Source organism: Streptomyces sp. Ru62 (assembly GCF_002920615.1).
Lineage (GTDB): Bacteria > Actinomycetota > Actinomycetes > Streptomycetales > Streptomycetaceae > Streptomyces.
The window spans coordinates 336,060-356,990 of the sequence record NZ_PQSU01000004.1 but is presented as its reverse complement, the minus strand read 5'-3'; the positions used below and the strand labels follow the sequence as shown (position 1 = coordinate 356,990).

Sequence of the window (20,931 nt, the reverse complement as noted above, 5' to 3'; positions counted from 1 at the left end):
GCCGGACGCGGCTCACACGTCGGTGACGCGGAGCCCGGCGTGCGCCTTGTACCGGCGGTTGACGGAGATGAGGTTCGCGACCAGCGACTCGACCTGGTGGGCGTTGCGCAGCCGGCCCGCGAAGACGCCGCGCATGCCGGGGATGCGCCCGGCCAGCGCCTGCACGATCTCCACGTCGGCGCGCTCCTCGCCGAGCACCATGACGTCGGTGTCGATCTGCTCGATCTCCGGGTCCTGGAGCAGCACGGCCGACAGGTGGTGGAAGGCGGCGGCGACCCGGGAGTCCGGCAGCAGGGCGGCGGCCTGCTCGGCGGCGCTGCCCTCCTCCGGCTTGAGCGCGTAGGCGCCCTTCTTGTCGAAGCCGAGCGGGTTGACGCAGTCCACGACGAGCTTTCCGGCCAGCTCCTCGCGCAACGACTTCAGGGTGTCGCCGTGCCCCTCCCACGGTACGGCGACGATCACGATGTCGCTGCGGCGCGCGGTCTCGGCGTTGTCGGCGCCCTCGACGCCGTGACCGAGTTCCGCGGCGGCGGCCCGGGCCCGCTCGACGGCGCGGGAGCCGATGATCACCTTCTGGCCGGCCCGGGCGAGCCGGTAGGCGAGGCCCTTGCCCTGCGGCCCGGTGCCGCCGAGCACGCCGACGACGTACCCGGAGACGTCGGGCAGGTCCCAGGGGTCCTTGGCGGGGGCCTTGGCAGGGGTCTGTGCGCTGTCGGTAGAGGTCATGGGCCGACTCTACGTCCGCCGCCGGGTGCGTACCGGCTCAGGTCAGCCGGTGTACGGGCACCCGGCGGAAGGTGATCGTCGTATAGGCGCTGAAGTCGCCCGTCTCGTACAGCAGCCCGACGGTGTGCGGGTCTACGCGGACCAGGTCGGAGTAGGCGGCGGGCAGCCCGTCGACGGTGAACGCCGGGTGCCAGGTGACGCCGCCGTCCTCGGAGGCGCGGATCGTCATCAGGGCACGGGCGGCGGGGTCGGCCGGGGCGGAGAACAGGAGCAGGTCGGGGTCGCGGAGCTGGAGCACGGCGGCCTCGCAGACCGGCGCGGTCAGCCCGGCCTGCGGCCGGAACGGCTTGACGAGGGTCTTCCCGCCGTCCCTGGACCAGGCGTCGGCGCGGTTGCCGGGGGACGGGGAGTCGTTGCGGGTGTTGAGGTAGACGCGGCCGTCGGGGAGTTCGGCGGCGGTGGTCTCGTTGACGTCGACGTAGCCGTCGGTGTTCTCGTCCAGGCAGCCCAGGTACCAGGTCTGGCCGCGGTCGTCGCTGAGCAGGCAGTGGCCGCTGTTGTACCTGGCCTCGGCGCCGGTGTCGGTGCCGGTGGGCGGCAGGGTGTGGTTGGCCGGGACGAGGACGCGGCCGGAGGTGAGCTGGAGGGCGTGGCCGGGGGTGGTGGCGTACCAGCGCCAGCCGGGCTTCTTCACCTGCCTGGTGATCTCCCTGGGCTCGGACCAGGTGACCCCGTCGTCGTCGCTGTGCTGGACCCACACGCGCCGCCCGTCGGCGTCCCCGACCTGGCCGCGCAGGATGGCGGCCTCGGTGGCGGAGGCGGCGGCGCGTATGTGCACGAGCAGAATGCGGCCGGTGTCCAGGACGACGGGGGCGGGGTTGCCGGCGAGGTTCGCGCCGTTGTCCGCGGCGACCTGGAGCGGGCCCCAGGTGCGGCCGCCGTCCGTGGACCGCTTGAGCACGATGTCGATGCGGCCGTGGTCGGCGGCGGAGTCGACGCGGCCCTCGCAGAAGGCGAGCAGGGTGCCGGACCCGGTGGCGACGACGGCCGGTATGCGGAAGCTCGCGTATCCCTCGTGGCCCGCGCGGAAGGGGACGGTCACGTCGGTCATCGGGCGGCTCCTCGGACCTGTGGTGGTCCGTCACCCCTCCCCGGGTCGGGCGAATTCGGGGTGAACTCCGGATCACGAGTGGACGGTTGCGGCAGTATGCGGTCGCATGGACGCCGTACGGGTCGCGTTGCTGCGGGAAGTGCTCGCCGGGACCGAGTGGCTGGGGGCCACCCGGAGGTTCGCGGGGGTGCTGCGCGGGTCGGTGGTGGCGCACGGCGGCGGGCTGCTGCTGGTGGGCACGCCGCAGTACGAGCCGTGGCACCTGGCCGCGCACCTGGTGGACGAGGCCGCGTGGTCGGGCACGCCCGAGCTGGCGCCGACGCTGGTACGGCATCACGCGCGCCCCTCCGATCCCGCGCATCTGGCGGTGGGGCCGGGGCGGATCGCGGCGGCGCGGCGCGGGGAGACCCTGCTGGTGGTGGCGCCCGAGGAGCCCGCGCCGCTGCTGGAGCGGGTGCACGACGCCCGGCGGGCCGGGGTGACGGTGCTGGCGCTCGGTGCGGGCGGGGGCGAGCTGGCCGCGATGGCCCACGACACGCTGGCCGTGCCTCAGGGGGCGGAGCTGGACCTGGACAGTGTGCAGCACCTGGTCAGCGCGGCGGCGGGCGAGAACGGGGGCTCTCCGAGGAGGCGACGGGGGTTCCGGGACCGCCTGTCACGCCTGACAGAAGCGCTGACGGCTCCGCCGCCGGCCCCTTGGTGACATCGCCCACCCACCCGACGCGCCCGTGGGAAGGGCGGGAAATACGGTTGCCCGGACGTGCCGGGCCGTCGAGCATGCCTCAGTGAGCCGAGCCCTCCTCCCCGACCTCGCCCCCTGGAAAGCCTCCGCCGACTTCCGGCGCCTGTGGAAGTCCGGTCTGATCAGCAACTTCGGCAGCTTCCTGACCTTCGTCGCGCTGCCGGTCCAGCTCAAGGACCTGACGGGGTCCGCGGCAGCGGTCGGCGCGATCGGCGCCGTCGAGCTGCTGCCGCTCATCGTGTGCGGCCTGTACGGCGGCGCCCTCGCCGACGCCCTCGACAAACGGAAGCTCATCGTGTGGACGGAGGCCGGCCAGGGCCTGCTCAGCGCCGCCCTGCTGCTGAACGCGCTGCTCCCGCGCCCCGCGGTCTGGCCGCTGTACGTCGTCGCCGCCCTCTCCTCCGCCCTGGTCTCCGTGCAGCGCCCGGCCCTGGACTCCCTGTGGCCCCGGATCGTCGCCCACGACGACATGCCGGCGGCGGCCTCGCTGAACTCGCTGCGCTGGACCGTCGGCGGCGTCGCGGGCCCGGCGGTAGCGGGCGTGGTCGTCGCCTACGCGGGCCTCGGCTGGGCCTACGCGGCCGATCTGCTGACCTTCGCCGTCTCGCTGGCGTACATCGCGCGGATCGCCCCCTCCCCCGCCGCCGAGGAGGCCGCGAAGCCGGATCTGAGGGCCGTCGCGGAGGGCGCCCGCTACGCGTGGGGCCGTAAGGAACTCCTCGGCACCTACGCCGTGGACCTCGCGGCGATGTTCCTGGCCATGCCGCTGGCCGTGCTGCCGTTCCTCGCCGACGACCTGCACGCCCCGTGGGCGCTCGGGCTGATGTACGCGACGATCCCGGCGGGGGCGCTGCTGGTGAGCCTGACCAGCGGCTGGACCTCGCGGGTGCACCGCCACGGGCTGCTGGTGGCGCTGTCGGCCGCCGGGTGGGGCCTGGCGGTGGCGGCGGCCGGGGTCTGCGGGAACGTCTGGCTGGTGCTGCTGTTCCTCGCCGTCGGCGGCGGCTTCGACATGGTCAGCGGGATCTTCCGGGCAGCCATGTGGAACCAGACGATCCCGGACGAGCTGCGCGGCAGGCTCGCCGGGATCGAACTGCTGTCGTACTCGGTCGGCCCGCAGCTCGGTCAGGTCCGGGCGGGCGGCATGGCCGCGTGGGCGGGCGTACGGGTCTCGGTCTGGTCCGGTGGCCTGGCGTGCGCGGGCGCGGTGGGGCTGCTGGCGCTGTGCCTGCCGGGGCTGATGACGTACGACGCCCGGACGAACGAGCACGCGGTACGGATGCGCGAGCGGCGCGCGGCCGTGTCGGCGTGATCAGTCCTCGTCGGTGCCGCCCGTGCCGCCCCCCGCAGGCGTGTCGTGCCAGCGCGGGTCGTTCTCCCACTGGAGGTTGCGCTCGGCGGCGGTCTCCATCGCGCGCCGGGCCTCCTCGGGGGAGGCGTACGGCCCGAAGCGGTCCTTGCCCGGGCAGTCCGGGCCCTCCTCGACCTTCTTGTGTTCCAGGCAGTAGTACCACTCGCCCGGCTTGCCGACGGTGCGCTTCTTGAACAGGGCCATGAACAGCTCCTCTCGCCACCGACATGTTCCCCCATGTCCGCTGGTTAGACTCGCTTGCATGTCTGGCCAGTCGCTGCTCGTACCAGGGGAGCTGTCCCCCACCCGTTCGGTTCCCGGAAACATCCGCCGCCCCGAGTACGTCGGCAAGCCCGCGCCGGCGCCGTACACGGGGCCGGAGGTGCAGACCCCCGAGACCATCGAGGCGATGCGGACCGCCGGCCGTATCGCCGCACAGGCGATGGCGGAGGCCGCGAAGCTCGTCGCGCCGGGGGTCACCACGGACGAGCTGGACAAGGTCGCCCACGAGTACATGTGCGACCACGGCGCCTACCCGTCCACGCTCGGCTACCGGGGATTCCCGAAGTCGCTGTGCACCTCGGTCAACGAGGTCATCTGCCACGGCATCCCCGACTCGACGGTCCTCAGGGACGGCGACATCGTCAACCTGGACGTGACGGCGTACATCGGCGGGGTGCACGGCGACAACAACGCCACCTACCTGGTCGGTGAGGTGGACGAGGAGTCGCGGCTGCTGGTGGAGCGCACCCGCGAGGCGCTGAACCGGGCGATCAAGGCCGTCAGGCCCGGCCGGCAGATCAATGTCATCGGCCGGGTCATCGAGTCGTACGCCAAGCGGTTCGGCTACGGCGTGGTGCGGGACTTCACCGGGCACGGCATCAACACGTCGTTCCACTCCGGGCTGATCATCCCGCACTACGACAGCCCGCACGCGACGACCGTGATGCGGCCGGGGATGACGTTCACGATCGAGCCGATGCTCACGCTGGGCACGCACGAGTACGACATGTGGGACGACGGCTGGACGGTCGTGACGAAGGACCGCAAGCGGACCGCCCAGTTCGAGCACACGCTGGTGGTGACGGAGACCGGCGCGGACATCCTGACCCTGCCCTGAGCGCCGTTCGATCCGCGGTGAGCCCGCTCCCTGCCGGGGCGGGCTTTCTCTTGTACGCTTTTACCGACAGGATGTCGGCAAAGAGGACGTGCCCATGGACTCCTTCTCGTCCCTCATCCGCACCGCCTCCCACGGCCGGCACGCGGCGGTGCGGACGTCGCCGTTCATGAGCGATCTCCTCGGCGGCCGGCTCGGGGTGGCGGCCTACGCGCGCTACACCGAACAACTCTGGTTCGTCTACGAGGCGTTGGAGACCACGGCCGGACGGCTGACGGCGGATCCGGTGGCGGGCCCCTTCATCCGTCCCGAACTCTTCCGGCTGCCCGCGCTGGAGCGGGACCTGGCCCATCTGCGCGGCCCGGGCTGGCGGGCGCGCCTGAGCGCGCTGCCCGCGACCAGGGCGTACGCGGACCGGGTGCGGGAGTGCGCCGAGCGCTGGCCGGGCGGTTACGTCGCCCACCACTACACCCGGTACCTGGGCGACCTCTCGGGCGGGCAGATCATCCGGGACACGGCGGAGCGGACATGGGGCTTCGCGAGGAAGGGCGACGGGGTCCGCTGCTACGTCTTCGAGCGGATCGCCAGCCCGGCCGCGTTCAAGCGGGGTTACCGCGAACTGCTGGACGGGATCCGGGTGGACGACCTGGAGAGGCAGCGGGTCGTGGCCGAGTGCGAGCGGGCGTTCACGCTCAACACGGCCGTCTTCCGGGCCCTGGGCGAGGAGTTCCCGCGCTCCGCCTGAACCCCGCGCGACCGGGCCCCCCGCCGCGCGCGGGAGGGGACCCGGGCCGGATCAGCGCAGGTGGCCGACGCAGTGGGCGCCCGACCACGTCAGGTGGTTCTCCAGCGAGGTGAGGGTGCCGGCGTACGGGCTGCAGACGGCCTCGTCGTCGGTCTTGTCGTGGTGGGCGGCACTGGCCGTCGTCGCGCCGGACGCGGCGAGGGCGGCGGCGAGGGCCGTCGCTGCCAGGACTGATCTGATGCGCATGGTGCTCCTCTCGGGGAGGCGTCAGTGGTCACGCCCACAGGTCCCCGCTCGTCCCCGTCGGCCTGCGCGCGCGCACGCGGATCCACCCGAACGGGGACTCGAACGATCCCCCGGACGCGCGTACGCGTCAGCGCTCCAGGTGCACCCGTCCGCCGACCTCGATCCACCCGTGCGGCTGGGGGGCGGTCAGGAGCTGCGATCCCTTGCCCTGGGTGATGTTCAGCGCCCGGCCCAGCCGGTCGGTGAGGAGCAGCGCCGCCGCCCCGGTGGCCTCGTCCTCCTCGATGCCGTCGTCGCGGCCCGGAAAGGCGCGGGCCCGCACCCGCCCGGCCGCCTCGTCCTCCCAGGCCCAGGCGTAGACCCACTCCCCCGGCGGGGGCACGTCGAGGGCGTCCACCTCGGCGGCGCTCTCGTACCGGCGCAGGGTGCGCGGGGGCGCCCACTCCGCGCGGGCCTCGATCCAGGTGAACTCGCCGTCCAGTCGGGTCCCGACGACCCCGGCGGGGGTGACCAGTTCGGGCACGTCGAGCAGCCAGGCCGTGCCCACGCAGGGGTGGCCGGCGAAGGGCAGGCGCAGGGTGGGGGTGTAGATGTCGATCACTCCGCGCTCGGGGTCGTCCACGAACACGGTCTCGCTGAAGCCGAGTTTGGCCGCCAGCGCCTGCCGGTCGCTCCGCTCGGGCAGCACCGAGCCGTCGCGGACGACGCCCAGCTCGTTGCCGTAGCCGCCGTCCGGCCCGCAGAAGACGCGGAGTACGTCGTAGTCAGTCACCGGGGAATTGAAGCACCGCGGCCGGGGCGACCGCTTTGTGATCTTTCCATGAGAGCTGAATCACGGGAGGGAGGGGTATGGGTGAGGATAGCCTCATGTAAGTTAGGGCAGCCTCACCAGACCAGATCCGCTTGGAGCCTGCATGCGCGCCGTCCGACTGACCGTCACCGCCGCCGCCACCGCGGCGGCTCTGACCGCCCTCTCGGCCTGCACCGCGAAAAGCGATGCCAAGGACGGTGACGCCATCCAGGTCACGGCCGCCGACTCCAAGTGCGAGACCTCCAGCACGTCGGTGCCGGCCGGCCAGGTCACGCTGAAGATCGAGAACAAGGGGTCGAAGGCGACCGAGGTCGAGATCCTGTTCCCGGACGACCGGATCGTCTCCGAGAAGGAGAACATCGGTCCGGGCACCAAGTACACGCTCACCGCCGAGGTGAAGGCCGGCTCGTACGAGATCGCCTGCCGTCCGGGCATGAAGGGCCACGGCGTCCGGCAGAAGCTGACCGTGACCGGCGGCGGCAGCACCGCCAAGCGCGACCCGAAGCTGGACCAGGCCGTCGCCGAGTACCGCCAGTACGCCCAGGACCAGGCCGACGAGACGCTGCCGAAGGCCGAGGCCTTTGTGAAGGCGGTCAAGGACGGCGACCTGGAGGCCGCGAAGAAGGCTTACGGCCTCTCCCGCCTCGGCTGGGAGCGCACCGAGCCGGTCGCCGAGTCCTTCGGCGACATCGACCCGAAGGTCGACGTCCGTGAGGACGGCCTGGAGCCCGGCCAGAAGTGGACCGGCTGGCACCGGCTGGAGAAGGCCCTCTGGCAGGACAAGAAGATCGGCGCCGAGGAGAAGACCCTCGCCGACCAGCTGCTGACGGACCTCAAGGACTGGCAGGGCCGGGTCGGCAAGGCCGAGATCACCCCGACCTCCATGGCCAACGGTGCCAAGGAGCTGCTGGACGAGGTCGCCACCGGCAAGGTCACCGGCGAGGAGGACCGGTACGCCCACACCGACCTGGTCGACTTCAAGGGCAACGTCGAGGGCGCCCACAAGGCGTACGAGCTGCTGAAGCCGGTCGCCGCGAAGAACGACCCGGCTCTCACCAAGGAACTCGACAAGCAGTTCGCGGCGCTGGACACGCTGCTCGACAAGTACCGGACGGACAAGACGTCCTACGACTTCGTCTCCTACGACAAGGTGACCAAGGACCAGCGCAAGGAGCTGTCGGACGCGGTGAACGCGCTCGCCGAGCCGCTGTCCAAGCTCGCCGCCGCGGTCGTGAAGTAAGCGAGGGGCAGAGGCGATGACCGAGACCCAGGAGACCCAGGCCAGTCCGTCGCGCCGCGCGCTGATCGGCTGGGGCGGTGCCGGGCTCGCGCTCGGGGCCGCCATGGCCGGCGGGGCCGTGGCCATGGCCAGGACGGGCGACGACATGGACCCGGCCGCCGCCGAGACCGGCGGCGCGGTGGAGTTCCACGGCGCCCACCAGGCCGGCATCGCCACCCCGGTGCAGGACCGGCTGCACTTCGCCGCGTTCGACGTGAAGACCGACGACCGCGAAGAGTTCGTGCAGATGCTCAAGGACTGGACGGCGGCGGCCCGCCGGATGACCGCGGGGAAGGCCGTCGGCGAGGGCGCCTACGGCGGCCTCGCCGAGGCCCCGCCGGACGACACCGGTGAGGCGCTCGGGCTCCAGCCGTCCCGGCTGACGCTCACCATCGGGTTCGGTCCGTCGCTCTTCGACAGGTTCGGGCTGCGGGACCAGCGGCCCGAGGCCCTGGTCGACCTGCCCAAGTTCCCCGGCGACAACCTGGACAGGTCCCGCACCGGCGGCGACCTGTGCGTGCAGGCCTGCTCCGACGACCCGCAGGTCGCCGTGCACGCCATCCGCAACCTCGCCCGGATCGGCTTCGGCAAGGTCGCCATCCGCTGGTCCCAGCTCGGCTTCGGCAAGACCTCCTCGACCACCCCGGACGCGCAGACCCCGCGCAACCTGATGGGCTTCAAGGACGGCACCCGCAACATCGCGGGCACCGAGACCGACCGGCTGAAGAAGTTCGTGTGGGTCGGCGAGGAGGACGGGCCGGACTGGATGACCGGCGGGTCGTACCTGGTCGCCCGGCGCATCCGGATGAACATCGAGACCTGGGACCGCACCTCGCTCCAGGAGCAGGAGGACGTGTTCGGCCGGGACAAGCGCGAGGGCGCCCCGGTCGGCAAGGCCAAGGAGCACGACGAGCCGTTCCTGAAGGCGATGAAGCCCGACGCGCACGTGCGGCTCGCGCACCCCGACTCCAACAACGGGATCACCATCCTGCGCCGGGGCTACTCCTTCACCGACGGCACCGACGGCCTCGGCCGCCTGGACGCGGGCCTGTTCTTCCTCGCCTACCAGCGGGACGTGCGCAAGGGATTCATCCCGCTCCAGCGCAACCTCGCCGCGCACGACGCGCTCAACGAGTACATCCAGCACGTGGGTTCGGCGGTCTTCGCGGTGCCGCCCGGCGTCCGGGACTCCCGCGACTGGTGGGGCCGCACGCTGTTCTCGAAGGGGGCATAGCCCATGTTCTCCAACTACCTGATCGGCCTGCGCGAGGGTCTGGAGGCGTCGCTCGTCGTCTGCATCCTTATCGCCTACCTGGTCAAGACCGGCCGCAAGGACGCCCTGAGGCCCATCTGGATCGGCATCGGCATCGCGATCGCCATCGCCATGGGCTTCGGCTGCGCCCTGGAGTTCGGCTCCCAGGAGCTGACGTTCCAGGCGCAGGAGGCCCTCGGCGGCTCTCTGTCGGTCGTCGCCGTGGGCCTGGTGACCTGGATGGTGTTCTGGATGCGGCGCACCGCGCGGCACCTGAAGTCGGAGCTGCACGGCAAGCTGGACGCCGCCCTCGCCCTCGGCACGGGCGCGCTGGTCGCCACCGCGTTCCTCGCGGTCGGCCGGGAGGGCCTGGAGACCGCGCTGTTCGTGTGGGCGTCGGTGCACGCGGCGAGCGACGGCACCCCGCGCCCGCTGATCGGCGTCGCCCTCGGCCTCGCCACGGCCGTCCTCCTCGGCTGGCTGTTCTACCGGGGCGCCCTGAAGATCAACCTGGCCAAGTTCTTCACCTGGACCGGCGGGATGCTGGTCGTGGTCGCGGCGGGCGTGCTGGCGTACGGCTTCCACGACCTCCAGGAGGCCGACTGGATCCCGGGCCTCAATGACCTGGCCTTCGACATCAGCGGCGCCATCCCGCCGGACAGCTGGTACGGCACCCTGCTCAAGGGCGTGTTCAACTTCCAGCCGGACCCGACGGTCCTTCAGATCACGGTGTGGGCGCTGTACCTGGTCCCGGTGCTCGCGCTGTTCCTCTCCCCGGTAGGGTTCGCCTCCGGGAAGGGGAAGGTGAAGGAGCCCGATGACCAGGGAACGCAGCCGTCAGCGGCTTCGCAGGCGTGACCGGAACGCACTCATAGCGGTCTCGCTGACCGCTTTGTCGCTGACCGCGAGCGGATGCGTGGTGGTGCACGGGGAGCGGGTGGTGCTTCCCGCGACCACCCGCGCCGAGGCCGCCAAGGCGCTCACCGCGTTCACGGACGCGTACAACAAGGCCGACAAGTCCTACGACAGCTCCCTGGACGCGCCCTACGTCACCGGCGCCCTCTCCGACATCGACTCCGCCCGGCTGCGGGCCGGGCACGCCAACAGCCCGTCGGGGAACGCGAACCACACCCCGCTGACGCTGACGGATGTGAAGATCACGATCCCGGAGAAGGCCGGCTGGCCGCGCTGGTTCGTCGCCGACGCCCGGGGCAACAAGGGCGGGAACTACCGCTGGGTGCTGGTCTTCACCCGGGGCGACCTCGGCGAGCGCTGGCAGGTGAGCTATCTGACGCTCATGGCCCCCGGCACCGTCCCCGCGTTCAAGACGGACGAGGACGGCTGGGCCGAGGCCGTACCGGCCGGCACCGGCGGACTGGCCGTCCGCCCGGACGAGTTGAGCAAGGCGTACGCCGACTACCTGAAGAACGGCGGGAACTCCTTCGCGGACGGGCGCGACACCAGCGGGCTGCGCGCGGACCGCGCCAAGGAGGCCAAGAAGCCCGGCCTGGTCCGGCAGTTCATCGACGAACCGCTCACCCACGGCGACTACGCGCCGCTCGCGCTGCGCACGGCGGACGGCGGGGCGCTGGTGTTCTTCACCACGCACCACTACGAGAAGCAGACCGCCTACACGGGCGCCACCGTGCCGGTCCCGAACAAGGACGTGCAGGCCCTGATCAAGGGCGAGGTGAAGCAGTCCCTGACGCTGGAGTCGATCGCCAACCAGGCCGTGCTCGACCCGGCCGGCAGCGGCCCGGTGCGGATGCTGGGGCGGGTGCAGGGGCTGACGTCCGCGCAGGGCGGGTAGGGCGAGCGGAATCGGGGGCCGCCGGCCCGTCAGTGGTGCAGGGGCCAGGCCGTGCCGTGGTGGCCGGGCTCGCTGCCCGCGTGCCGGGCACAGGCGTCGGTGAGCGCCTCCAGCAGGGTCAGCGGGTCCGGCAGCGCATGCTCCGGGCCGCGCACCCAGCGCACCCGCTGGTCGGCGTCACCGGGCAGCCGGGCGGGCGGTACGAGGACGTAGGAGCCCCGGCAGTGCCAGCGCAGCCCGGGATGCTCGTCCATCGTCTCGGGGTGGCAGTCCAGCTCGCAGGGCCACCACTCGTCCTCGTCCTCGGGGGTGCCGCGGGTGAGGGTGAAGAACAGCATGCGGCCGTCGTCGCTCTCGGCGACCGGGCCGACCTCGACACCGGAGCCGAGCAGCCGGTCCAGCGCCTCGCGGCCGGCCTCCAGGGGCACGTCCAGCACGTCGTGCACCATGCCGGTGGCGGTGATGAAGTTCGCCGCCGGCTGGTGCCGGGCCCAGCGCTCGATCTGGGCGCGGTCCGTGGTGGACTGCGTCTGCCAGGCGAACGACACCGGGTGCCGGGCCGGGGTGGGACAGCCCACGCGGTCGCACGAGCAGCGGTATCCGTCGGAGGGGTGCGCGGCGGGGGCGAGGGGCAGGCCCGCCGCGGCGGCTGCGAGCAGCAGGGTCTCACGGCCGCCGCTGTCCGCGGCGGCCTCCTTCGGGCGGCGTCCGAGCAGCCACTGGGAGAGTTTGCCCTGCCGGCCGCTCCGGCCGCCGAACGTCGCGCTCATCTATCCCCTCGGTCTGGTGGTCGCCTCGCTGGTGTGCGGACAGCATGCCTTATCGTCCCATCTTCGCGTGCTTCGGGGGGTCGCCGCAGGCGAGTGGCCGACAGTCACCCTTGGGCGGGCGGGCGGTTCAGCGCGGGGCGATTCCGTGCAGGGCGTACTCGACGAGGGTGTCCGTGTACGCGTACGAGACCGGCCCGCTCCGTTGCAGCCAGCGTTGTGCGAGCGGGGAGACGAACAGCTCCAGCGCGATCCGCGGGTCGACGTCGGCTCGTACGGCGCCCGCGTCCTGGGCCGAGCGCAACCGGGCGACGTACAGCTGGAGCTGCGGTTCCAGCAGCTTGGCGACGACCTCGCGGCCGAGCTGCTCGTTGACGACCCCTTCCGCGGCCAGCGCCCGCGCCGGGGCCTCGAAGCGCGGGTCGAACAGCTCGTCCACCGTGGCCCGCAGCACCGCCTTGAGGTCGGCGGCCAGGTCACCGGTGTCGGGGATGGCGTCCATCTCCTGCCCCGCCGCCCGCGCCGCCTGCTCGGCGAGGTCCAGGAAGGCCTCCAGCAGGACGTCCGCCTTGGACGACCACCAGCGGTAGATGGTCTGCTTGCCGACCCCGGCCCGGGCGGCGATGGCCTCGACGGTGGTCCTCGGGTACCCGACCTCCCCGACCAGGGCGAGGGCGGCGGCGTAGATGGCCCGGCGGGACTTCTCGCTGCGGCGGGTGGCGTCGGGTGCGGGCTTGCTGACCATGGGGTCGAAAGTAACAAGCGGCGGGGGCGGGCTACGACACGCGTCGGGGGGCGGGGTTCAGGGGGCGGGGGCGGGGTTCAGGGCGCGGAGTCGTACGGCGGCCAGGCGTCGCCCCAGTCCGCGTCCCGGGCCGCCTTGTACAGGTCGCCGTGGCGCTTGGTGACCGTCGTCCGGCGCAGCCGCTCCTCGGTCTCGCACAGGTCGAGCAGCACCTGGCCCTTGCGGATCTGCGGGCGCCGGACGACGCGGGCGGGGGCGGGCTCGGCGGGCAGCCGGGTGGCGGCGACGTAGGAGAACTTCTCGTCCTCGTACGCCAGTGAGCCGCCCTTGACCTGGCGGTGCAGGGAGGAGCGGCCGACGCGGGCGGAGAAGTGGCACCAGTCCGTGCCGGGTGCGATGGGGCAGGCGGCGCTGTGCGGGCAGGGGGCGGCGATGCGGAAGCCGGCCCGGATCAGCCGGTCGCGGGCCTCGATGACGCGCGCGTAGCCGGCCGGGGTGCCGGCCTCGACGATCACGACGGTCCGCGCGGCGCCGGCGGCGGCGTCGACGAGGGCGGTGCGGTCGGCCTCGGCGAGTTCGTTGAGGACGTACGACACCGTGACCAGGTCGGTGGCGTCCAGGGTGAGGTCCTTGCCGATCCGGGCGCGCTGCCAGCGGGCGCCTTCCAGGGCCGGGTCGGCGGCGGCGATCTCCCGGCCGAGGGCGAGGGCGGGTTCGGCCCAGTCCAGCACGGTGACGCCGCGTTCGCCGGGCCAGGTGGCGGCGACGGCCCAGGTGGCGGCGCCGGTGCCGCCGCCCACGTCGACATGGCTGCCGGGTGTCCAGCCGGGGACGGTCGCCGCGAACGCCTCCAGCGCGGAGTGGACGGCCTCGAAGGTGGCGGGCATGCGGTAGGCGGCGTACGCGGCCACGTCTGCGCGGTCGCGGAGGATCGGCGCGTGGGTCGGGGTGTCGCCGCGGTAGCTGGCGATCAGCCGGTCCACGGCGGCGGTGACCTCCGTGGGGGGCAGGCCGTCGAGCAGCTCGGCCAGGGCTGTGCGGAGGGGGTCGTTCACCTGGCGATTCTACGGCGCCCGGCACCGGTGCGAGCCCGCTGGGGGCTCCGCCCCCGGACCCCGGCACCTTTGCCCACCCACCACCCGACTCGGTCGGCTGGGAAGGGACCGCCACGGGGTCCGGCTCGGGTGGTTCTCAGATGACCGCTCTCGCCAAGTGTGTCGCCAGTCTCGCTCGTGGGCCGTTGTCCGGGGGGCGGCGTTTCGGGTGGACCGTGTTGGCCAGGAGGACGAGGAACGTGTCCGTCGCCCGGTCCAGGACCAGGGCCGTGCCGGTGAAGCCCGTGTGGCCCGCCGCGCCGCGGCCCGCCAGTTCGCCCATGAACCACGGCTGGTCCAGGTGGAAGCCCAGTCCGGGCGGGGTGAACAGCAGCTCCACGAAGTCGGGACCGAGGATGCGCGCGGGACCGTAGGAGCCGCCGGCGAGCAGGGCGCGGCAGAAGACGGCCAGGTCGGGCGCGGTGGAGAAGAGACCCGCGTGGCCGGCGATCCCGCCGAGCGCCCAGGCGTTCTCGTCGTGGACCACGCCCCGCAGCATCCCCCGGTCGGCCTTCGCCCACGGCCGCCGCTGGTCCTCGGTGGCCGCGGCGCCGGGGCAGGGTCCGAACGTGGTGGCGGTCATGCCGAGCGGCCGGGTGATGCAGTCCCGCACGAGGACGTCGAGGCTCCGCCCGGTGACGCGTTCCAGGAGGAACTGGAGCAGGAGCATGTTCAGGTCCGAGTACACGTAGCGGCCCACCTCGCCGGACGGGGCCTCGGCGCGCAGCAGGTCGAGCCGGGTGGCGTCGTCGGGGCAGTCGTACAGGGGCAGTTCGGGGCGCAGGCCGGAGGTGTGGGTGAGCAGTTGCCGGACCGTGATGCCGTGCGCGGCGGCGGCGTGGAAGTCGGGCAGGTAGTCGCCGACGCCGGCGTCCATGCCGAGGGTGCCGTGCTCGATCTGCTGCACGGCGGCGACGGACGTGAACAGCTTGGTGAGGGACGCCAGGTCGAAGGGGGTGCCGACCGTGGCCGGGACCCGGGCGGCCGGCGGCAGTTCCACGCCGGCACCGGTGTCGGGGTCGTGGGCGGCGTAGCGGACGGCCCAGCCCGCGGCCTCGGCCACGGCGATCACGGGTCCGCGGCCGGCCAGGACGACGGCGCCGGACGCCCAGGGGCGCTCACCGGCGGTGAGGGCGTGCACCTCGTCGACCAGGTGCCCGAGTTCGACGGGGTCGAGTCCGGCCCGTTCCGCCGTGCCGGCGCGCAGTCTCGGTGCGCTCAGCTCTCGTCTCCCTCCGACCCGGCACGGGTGGTCGCCCGTGCCGCCCAGGGACGGCACATTCCCACGAAGCAGGCCACCGCGACCAGTGCTCCGGCCAGCTGGACGACGGCCATCGGGACGGCGGTGTGCTCCCCGGCGACGCCGACGAGGGGGGAGGCGACCGCGCCGACGAGGAAGGAGGAGGTGCCGAGCAGCGCGGAGGCGGAGCCGGCGGCGTGCCGGGTGCGCAGCAGGGCGAGGGTCTGGGCGTTGGGCAGGGTGACGCCCATCGCGGACATCAGGACGAAGAGGGCGGCGGCGACGGGGACGAGACCAGTGTCGCCGAAGACGCCGGTGGCCATCAGCAGCAGGGCGGTCGCGGCGAGCACGATCACCGCCAGACCGCCGGCGAGCACCTTGTCCAGGCTGACCCGGCCGACCAGCACCTTGCCGTTGAACTGGCCGGCGGCCACCAGGCCGACGGAGTTGAGGCCGAACAGCAGGCTGAAGGTCTGCGGGGAGGCGCCGTAGATCTCCTGGACGACGAAGGGGGACGCGCTCACGTACGCGAACAGCGCGGCGAAGGCGAAGCCGCCGGCGAGCATGTAGCCGGTGAAGGGCAGGTCGGCGAGGAGGCCGCGCATCGCCCGCAGGGCCTCGCCGGTTCCGCCGCTGTGCCGTTCGCCCGGCGGCAGGGTCTCCGGCAGCCGCACCCAGACCAGCGCGGTGAGCGCGGCGCCGACCACGGTGAGCACCACGAAGACGCCCCGCCAGTCCGTCACCCGGAGGATCTGCCCGCCGACGAGCGGCGCGACGATGGGGGCGGCCCCGGAGATCAGCATGAGGGTGGAGAAGAAGCGGGCCATGGCGACGCCGTCGTACAGGTCGCGGACGACGGCCCGGGCGATGACCACCCCGGCCGCGCCGGCGAGGCCCTGCACCAGCCGGAAGGCGATCAGGGTCTCGACGGTGGGCGCGAGGGCGCACAGGGCGGTGGCGACCAGGTAGACGGCGAGTCCGGCGAGCAGCGGGCGGCGTCGGCCCCAGCGGTCGCTGAGGGGGCCGACGACCAGCTGGCCGAGCGCCAGTCCGGCCATGCAGGCGGTGAGGGTGAGCTGGACGGTGACGGCGGGGGCGTCCAGGGAGCGGGTGACCTCCGGCAGCGACGGCAGGTACATGTCCATGGCGAGCGGGGTGGTCGCGGTGAGGCCGCCGAGGAGGAAGGTGACGAGGGAGCCGGTGGGGCGTGGTGCGCGGGCCGGTGACGGTGCGGAGGCGGAGGCGGGCCGCTGGTGCTGTTCCGGTGTCGGTGCCGCCGCGTGGTCCGGCATGTGCCCCTCCCTGCTTGTGTGACATCGGTGTCGCTGACACGACCGGCACCTATGCTCTCAGCTCGTACACACTGCCGAGGAACGGATGAGCGAGGGTGGGGATGGCGGGAGAGAGCGTGCGCTGGGGGATCCTGGCGACGGGCGGGATCGCGGCGGCGTTCGCGGCGGATCTGGTCGATCTGCCGGGCGCGGAGATCGTGGCGGTGGCCTCGCGCCGGCGTGAGTCGGCGGAGGCGTTCGCCGAGCGGTTCGGGGTGGAGCGGGCGTACGGCGACTGGGAGTCGCTGGCGGCGGACCCGGACGTCGACGTCGTGTACGTCGCCACTCCGCACGCGGCGCACCGGGCGGCGGCCGGACTGTGCCTGGAGGCGGGCCGGAACGTGCTGTGCGAGAAGCCGTTCACGCTGAACCTGCGCGAGGCGGAGGAACTCGTCGCGCTGGCGCGGGAGCGGGGCCGCTTCCTGATGGAGGCGATGTGGATGTACTGCAACCCGCTGGTCCGGCGGCTGAAGGCGCTGGTGGAGGACGGGGCGATCGGCGAGGTGCGGACCGTGCACGCCGACTTCGGCCTGGCCGGTCCCTTCCCGGCGGCGCACCGGCTGCGGGATCCGGCGCTGGGCGGCGGGGCGCTGCTGGACCTGGGCGTGTACCCGGTGTCGTTCGCGCAGTTGCTGCTGGGCGAGCCGGACGGGGTCGCCGCGAGCGCGGTGCTGTCGCCCGAGGGCGTCGATCTCCAGACGGGCGCGGTGCTCTCCTGGGAGAGCGGCGCGCTGGCCTCGCTGCACTGCTCGATCGTCGGGGGTACGGCGGTCACCGCGTCGGTCACCGGTTCGCGGGGCCGGATCGACATCCCGTCCGGTTTCTTCCACCCGGACCGGTTCGTGCTGCACCGGGACGGCCGTGACCCCGAGGAGTTCGTCGCCGACCCGGCCGACGGGCCGCGCACCAGCCTGCGGCACGAGGCGGCGGAGGTGATGCGGGCGCTGCGCGCGGGCGAGAAGGAGTCGCCGCTGGTGCCGCTGGAGGGCACGCTCGCGGTGATGCGCACGCTGGACGCGGTGCGGGAGCGGATCGGCGTGCGCTACCCCGGGGAGGAGACGGAGACGGCGGGTGACGAGGTGGCCGTCCTCGCCGGGTAACCGTATGGCGGACAGTGGATTCCGCATGGCGGACTTCCCGCCTACGCTGCGGAGCCATGACTGACAGGCAATCGAACATCGCGGTGGTGACCGGGGCCGGCTCCGGCATCGGGCGGGCCGTCGCCGTGGAACTGCTGCGCGCCGGCTGGTCGGTGGCACTGGCCGGCCGGCGCGCGGAGCCGTTGGCCGGGACGGCGGCGCTGGTGCCGGAAGCGGCCTCGCTCGCCGTACCCACCGACGTGTCACGGCCCGAGGACGTCGAGGCGCTGTTCACGGCGACCGTGGAGCGGTTCGGCCGGGTGGACCTGCTGTTCAACAACGCGGGGACCTTCGGGCCCGGCGGGGTCCCGGTCGAGGAACTGCCCTACGACGCCTGGCGGCACGTGGTGGACACCAACCTCAACGGCGCCTTCCTGTGCGCCCAGGCCGCCTACCGGCGGATGAAGGAGCAGGACCCCCAGGGCGGCCGGATCATCAACAACGGCTCCGTCTCGGCCCACACGCCCCGCCCGCACTCGGTCGCCTACACCGCGACCAAGCACGCGCTGACCGGCCTGACCAAGTCGCTCTCGCTGGACGGCCGGCCGTACCGGATCGCGGTCGGGCAGATCGACATCGGCAACGCGGCGACGGACATGACGGCCCGGATGGGGACGGGCGCGCTCCAGGCGAACGGGGAGGTGGTCCCGGAGCCGGTGATGGACGTGGCCGATGTGGCGCGCACGGTACGGCACATGGCGGAGCTGCCGTTGGAGGCGAACGTGCAGTTCGCGACGGTACTGGCGACGGCGATGCCGTACATCGGGCGGGGCTGAGGCGGACTCCGCCCGCCCCCGGAAACGGAATTTGAACATCCGCGCTATTGCGGCCGGTACGTGACGTGTGCTCAACTCTTCTCCACGAGAGCTTCACAGTTGGAGCACAGAGGTTCCGCGGCCACTGCGAGGGGGGAGGCGGCGGCCGTTCCACCGGACGGGAGTTGGGGGTGGACCTCGCGGCGCGCCGCGGGGTACACACCGGCCGGTGGAACGACCGCCGCCACATACCGCCGTACGGCCGCCTCGGCGGCGGGGCGGGCGGTACGACCGCTCAGCGCCGGTGCGGTACGACCACCCACACCGGTGCCCCGGTCAGCGCCGGCGCCCGCCTCCCGTCTCCGCTCCGTCGTCCGCCGGTGCCCCCGCCGTCCGTGCCCGGCGCCTGCGCAGGGTCCAGGCTCCCGCTCCCAGCAGCGCGAGCGCCCCTGCGGCGCCCTCCGCGATCCGCCACGCCGAGCCGCCGCCGGACGCCGAGCCGGGTGCGCCGGCCGCCGCCGCCTGCACCGTCTTCCGCGCGGGCACCGGGGTCGCGCTCGCCCCGCCCGCGCTGAGCGGTTCGACCAGCAGGCCCACCGGCCGGGCCGAACGCCCGTGGGTGAAGCCCCAGTCGAGCAGCGCGGCGGTGTGCTCGTAGACGGCGTTGCCGCCCTCGTCGGGGTGCATCACGGTGACCAGCAGGGTGCGCCCGCCCCGCGTGGCCGCGCCGGTGAAGGTGTTCCCGGCATGGCTGGTGTAGCCGTTCTTGACACCGATCAGACCGTCGTAGGTCTTCAGGCCCCAAGCCCCGGTCAGCAGACGGTCGGTGTTCTGGATCTGGAAGGTCTTCTTCCCGCCCGCCGGGAAGTCGGCGGTCCGCGTGCCGCAGTAGGCGCGGAAGTCGGGGTCCTTCAGGCCGTGACGGGCGAAGAGCGTGAGGTCGTACGCCGAGGAGAGCTGTCCCTTGTGGTCGAAGCCGTCGGGGCTGACCACATGGGTGTCCAGGGCCTGGAGGTCCGCGGCCTTGGCCTGCATCTCGGCGACGGTCTTCGCGATGCCGCCGTTCATGTGGGACAGCACGTGCACGGCGTCGTTGCCCGAGCGCAGGAACACGCCCTGCCACAGTTGCTCGACGGTGTAGGTGATGCCCGGCTTGATGCCGACGAGGCTGGAGCCGGCCGGGATGTCGGCGAGGTCGGCGTCGGTCACCTTGTACCGCTCGGCGCGGTCGAACTTCTTCAGCACGGTGTCCGCGAACAGCATCTTCAGCGTGGACGCGGGCGCGAGCCGCCGGTGCGCGTCGAACGCGGCGAGCACCTCCCCGCTCTCGCAGTCGGCGACCAGCCAGGAGCGGGCGGTGAGCTTCTTCGGCAGCCCGCCGGCGCCGCGCACCTGGACGCCGGTACGGGCCAGCCGCTCGCCGCCGACGACGGTCGCCGCGGCGGCGGAGGTGGCCGTGGACAGGGGAAGGGCGGCGGCCGTCAGCCCGAGGACGGCACGCCGGCTGAGCCGGGAACATTCACGCACCCGGGGACCGTACACCGCGTCGAGCAGGGACTTCACGAACTGTTGGCCGAGACGGTACGGAATTTGCCGCCTTATGAAAATCCGATGGTTCACGTGCCGGCGTCATGCCTCGGCACCCGCCGTACCGGCCCCTCCCGTACGGTCCCCGGGCCGCTCACCTGCCGAGCAGACGGTCGATCTCGGCCGACTGTGCCGCGGTGAGCGGCCCCTTCGCGAGCGCCCCGGCGTTCTCCTCGGCCTGGGCGACGGTCCGGAAGCCGGGGATGGGCACCGTGCGCGGGCTGCGGGCCCACAGCCAGGCGAGGGCGCCCTGGGCGAGGCTGCGGCCGTCGCTGGTGAGGACGGAGCGGACCGCGTCGATCCGGGCCAGCCACTCGGGATCGGCGCCGGAGCCGTCGTCCGCGTACCCCGGGAGCCAGGCGGGCGGCCGGCTCCGGATGTCCCCGGCCTCCAGCGACCCGCCGCGCCGCCCGGCGAGCAGCCCCATGGCCAGCGGGCTGCGGTTGACGCTCGCCAGCTCCAGCCGCTCGCACAGGGCCACGAGTTCCGGTGCGTCCTGGAGGACGTTGAGCGCGTGCTGGACGGCCGTGCAGTGCGGGCCCTCGGCGAAGACGGCGGCCCGCGCAGGGTCGTCGGTGCTCCAGCCGTAGGCACGGACGAGCCCTTCGGTGACGAACTCCTCGCACGCCTCGCGGAGTTCGGCGGCCCGTGCCGGGTCGGCGTCGGAGATGTGGAGCTGGTACAGGTCGACGCGGTCGGTGCCGAGGCGGCGCAGGGAGGCGATGAGGGCCCGGCGGGCGTACTCGGGGGTGGCGTCGGTGCCGGTGAGGGTGCGGGTGTCCGCGTCGAAGACGTTGCCCCACTTGGTGGCGAGGACGACGTCGTCCCGCCGCTTGCCGAGGGCCTTGCCGAGGATCTCCTCGCTGTGCCCGGTGCCGTAGGAGTCGGCGGTGTCGAAGAAGGTGACGCCGAGGTCCAGCGCCCGGCGGACGGCTCGTACGGACTCGTCGTCGTCCACCTTCCCCCAGCCGACGGGCTGACCGTCGGCGGTCTGGTGCTCGCCCCCGATGGCCCAGCACCCGAATCCGAGCGCGCTCACCTCGATGCCACTGCGTCCCAGCGTCCGTGTCGTCATGGGTGGGA

The 20,931-nt window shown here is 73.0% G+C and carries 22 protein-coding genes; 10 read left to right on the top strand and 12 right to left on the bottom strand.

All coding sequences use genetic code 11. From position 1 onward, the window contains the following. Positions 1-12: 12 nt before the first annotated feature. On the bottom strand, positions 13-726 hold the full coding sequence (gene npdG, locus C3492_RS07915; protein WP_103811002.1) for an NADPH-dependent F420 reductase: 714 nt from the start codon (positions 724-726) through the stop codon (positions 13-15). 37 nt (positions 727-763) lie between these two features. Continuing rightward, positions 764-1,837: an exo-alpha-sialidase gene (locus C3492_RS07910; RefSeq protein WP_103811001.1), complete on the bottom strand. Its 1,074-nt coding sequence runs from the start codon at positions 1,835-1,837 to the stop codon at positions 764-766. A 106-nt stretch (positions 1,838-1,943) separates the two neighbouring features. Here C3492_RS07910 and C3492_RS07905 point away from each other — a divergent pair, with 106 nt between their 5' ends. Together C3492_RS07905 and C3492_RS07900 are read left to right on the top strand one after the other, a co-directional pair. Further along, entirely contained in the window at positions 1,944-2,540 is a 597-nt protein-coding gene (locus C3492_RS07905; protein WP_103811000.1) for a hypothetical protein, read from the top strand. 82 nt (positions 2,541-2,622) lie between these two features. Beyond that, the gene (locus C3492_RS07900; protein ID WP_103810999.1) at positions 2,623-3,891 is read left to right on the top strand and encodes an MFS transporter; all 1,269 of its coding nucleotides are present in this window, start codon (positions 2,623-2,625) and stop codon (positions 3,889-3,891) included. Here C3492_RS07900 and C3492_RS07895 read toward each other — a convergent pair whose 3' ends face one another. Next, positions 3,892-4,134 carry a hypothetical protein gene (locus C3492_RS07895; protein WP_103810998.1) on the bottom strand — a complete coding sequence of 81 codons (243 nt, stop codon included), beginning with the start codon at positions 4,132-4,134 and terminating at the stop codon, positions 3,892-3,894. A gap of 58 nt (positions 4,135-4,192) precedes the next feature. Here C3492_RS07895 and map point away from each other — a divergent pair, with 58 nt between their 5' ends. Together map and C3492_RS07885 are read left to right on the top strand one after the other, a co-directional pair. Further along, positions 4,193-5,050 carry a type I methionyl aminopeptidase gene (gene map, locus C3492_RS07890; protein ID WP_103810997.1) on the top strand — a complete coding sequence of 286 codons (858 nt, stop codon included), beginning with the start codon at positions 4,193-4,195 and terminating at the stop codon, positions 5,048-5,050. A gap of 94 nt (positions 5,051-5,144) precedes the next feature. Continuing rightward, entirely contained in the window at positions 5,145-5,792 is a 648-nt protein-coding gene (locus tag C3492_RS07885; protein WP_103810996.1) for a heme oxygenase (biliverdin-producing), read from the top strand. A 51-nt stretch (positions 5,793-5,843) separates the two neighbouring features. On the opposite strand, the gene C3492_RS07880 is transcribed toward C3492_RS07885, so the two are convergent. Next, entirely contained in the window at positions 5,844-6,038 is a 195-nt protein-coding gene (locus tag C3492_RS07880) for a hypothetical protein (RefSeq protein WP_103810995.1), read from the bottom strand. A gap of 127 nt (positions 6,039-6,165) precedes the next feature. Beyond that, positions 6,166-6,810: a PhzF family phenazine biosynthesis protein gene (locus C3492_RS07875; protein ID WP_103810994.1), complete on the bottom strand. Its 645-nt coding sequence runs from the start codon at positions 6,808-6,810 to the stop codon at positions 6,166-6,168. Between the two features lie 142 nt (positions 6,811-6,952). On the opposite strand from C3492_RS07875, the gene efeO reads away from it, so the two are divergent. The 4 genes from efeO to C3492_RS07855 are packed head-to-tail and all read left to right on the top strand — an operon-like array spanning position 6,953 to position 11,190. Beyond that, positions 6,953-8,089 carry an iron uptake system protein EfeO gene (efeO, locus tag C3492_RS07870; protein ID WP_103810993.1) on the top strand — a complete coding sequence of 379 codons (1,137 nt, stop codon included), beginning with the start codon at positions 6,953-6,955 and terminating at the stop codon, positions 8,087-8,089. 16 nt (positions 8,090-8,105) lie between these two features. Continuing rightward, a complete protein-coding gene (efeB, locus tag C3492_RS07865; protein WP_103810992.1) occupies positions 8,106-9,362 on the top strand; it encodes an iron uptake transporter deferrochelatase/peroxidase subunit in 1,257 nt (418 codons plus the stop codon). A 3-nt stretch (positions 9,363-9,365) separates the two neighbouring features. Next, a complete protein-coding gene (efeU, locus tag C3492_RS07860) occupies positions 9,366-10,238 on the top strand; it encodes an iron uptake transporter permease EfeU (protein WP_103810991.1) in 873 nt (290 codons plus the stop codon). Continuing rightward, positions 10,198-11,190: a hypothetical protein gene (locus tag C3492_RS07855; RefSeq protein WP_103810990.1), complete on the top strand. Its 993-nt coding sequence runs from the start codon at positions 10,198-10,200 to the stop codon at positions 11,188-11,190. The genes efeU and C3492_RS07855 overlap by 41 nt, the downstream gene beginning before the upstream one ends. Before the next feature lie 29 nt (positions 11,191-11,219). Here C3492_RS07855 and C3492_RS07850 read toward each other — a convergent pair whose 3' ends face one another. From C3492_RS07850 to C3492_RS07830, 5 genes are all read right to left on the bottom strand, one after another. Continuing rightward, positions 11,220-11,960, bottom strand: coding sequence for a bifunctional DNA primase/polymerase (locus C3492_RS07850; RefSeq protein ID WP_103810989.1), 741 nt, complete (start codon positions 11,958-11,960; stop codon positions 11,220-11,222). A 127-nt stretch (positions 11,961-12,087) separates the two neighbouring features. Then, positions 12,088-12,702, bottom strand: coding sequence for a TetR/AcrR family transcriptional regulator (locus C3492_RS07845; RefSeq protein WP_103810988.1), 615 nt, complete (start codon positions 12,700-12,702; stop codon positions 12,088-12,090). A 77-nt stretch (positions 12,703-12,779) separates the two neighbouring features. Continuing rightward, positions 12,780-13,757 (bottom strand): small ribosomal subunit Rsm22 family protein, encoded by a 978-nt coding sequence (locus C3492_RS07840; protein ID WP_103810987.1) that lies wholly within the window; start codon positions 13,755-13,757, stop codon positions 12,780-12,782. Positions 13,758-13,893: 136 nt separating this feature from the next. Beyond that, complete coding sequence (locus tag C3492_RS07835; protein ID WP_181140250.1) at positions 13,894-15,075, bottom strand: serine hydrolase; 1,182 nt, start codon at positions 15,073-15,075, stop codon at positions 13,894-13,896. Beyond that, positions 15,015-16,328 carry a multidrug effflux MFS transporter gene (locus C3492_RS07830; protein ID WP_103810986.1) on the bottom strand — a complete coding sequence of 438 codons (1,314 nt, stop codon included), beginning with the start codon at positions 16,326-16,328 and terminating at the stop codon, positions 15,015-15,017. Before C3492_RS07830 ends, C3492_RS07835 begins: the two co-directional genes overlap by 61 nt. Positions 16,329-16,429: 101 nt before the next feature. Here C3492_RS07830 and C3492_RS07825 point away from each other — a divergent pair, with 101 nt between their 5' ends. Next, positions 16,430-17,467: a Gfo/Idh/MocA family protein gene (locus tag C3492_RS07825; RefSeq protein WP_181140249.1), complete on the top strand. Its 1,038-nt coding sequence runs from the start codon at positions 16,430-16,432 to the stop codon at positions 17,465-17,467. 56 nt (positions 17,468-17,523) lie between these two features. After that, positions 17,524-18,282 (top strand): SDR family oxidoreductase, encoded by a 759-nt coding sequence (locus C3492_RS07820; protein WP_103810985.1) that lies wholly within the window; start codon positions 17,524-17,526, stop codon positions 18,280-18,282. Between the two features lie 315 nt (positions 18,283-18,597). Here C3492_RS07820 and C3492_RS07815 read toward each other — a convergent pair whose 3' ends face one another. Together C3492_RS07815 and C3492_RS07810 are read right to left on the bottom strand one after the other, a co-directional pair. Further along, on the bottom strand, positions 18,598-19,788 hold the full coding sequence (locus tag C3492_RS07815) for a D-alanyl-D-alanine carboxypeptidase family protein (RefSeq protein ID WP_258055553.1): 1,191 nt from the start codon (positions 19,786-19,788) through the stop codon (positions 18,598-18,600). Positions 19,789-19,942: 154 nt separating this feature from the next. Further along, positions 19,943-20,923, bottom strand: coding sequence for an aldo/keto reductase (locus tag C3492_RS07810; protein WP_181140248.1), 981 nt, complete (start codon positions 20,921-20,923; stop codon positions 19,943-19,945). Positions 20,924-20,931 lie beyond the last annotated feature (8 nt).